Origin of the sequence: Alkalihalophilus lindianensis (genome assembly GCF_032843265.1) — a bacterium.
Taxonomy (GTDB): Bacteria; Bacillota; Bacilli; order Bacillales; family Bacillaceae_D; genus Alkalihalophilus; species Alkalihalophilus lindianensis.
This window is the reverse complement of the sequence record NZ_JAWJBA010000117.1, coordinates 1-341: the sequence shown is the minus strand read 5'-3', so window position 1 is coordinate 341 and position 341 is coordinate 1. Positions and strand designations below refer to the sequence as shown.

Sequence of the window (341 nt, the reverse complement as noted above, 5' to 3'; positions counted from 1 at the left end):
AAATAGATTCTTCATTCACAGCCTTCGTCAAATCTATATGCTGCATCACCATATGCATGGCGGTTCCCCGTTCAGCAGGATTCATGGCCACCTCCTGCATAAACTTTGGACGTTTCAGAATCGGCTTATGAAATCTCCGGATAAAGTCTGTTCCACTTTGTTCGTCTGCCATTTCCCGCTGTCGTTTCATTTCAGAAACAGATTGCTTAGAACGATGTGTCGTAGCGCTTGGATGGGAATAGTCCCATGACAGTCTTGCAGTAATTTCCTCCACATATGGGGAGGTTACTGGAACTTCTTGATTCTCTTCAACTAATCGAATCAAGTCGTCCGCTGTTAAG

The 341-nt window shown here is 44.6% G+C and carries 1 protein-coding gene; it reads right to left on the bottom strand.

Translation table 11 applies throughout. The annotated features are described in order from the left end of the window. The coding region (locus tag RYX56_RS21565) for a hypothetical protein (RefSeq protein ID WP_317124018.1) at positions 1 to 341 on the bottom strand (341 nt) is incomplete at both ends.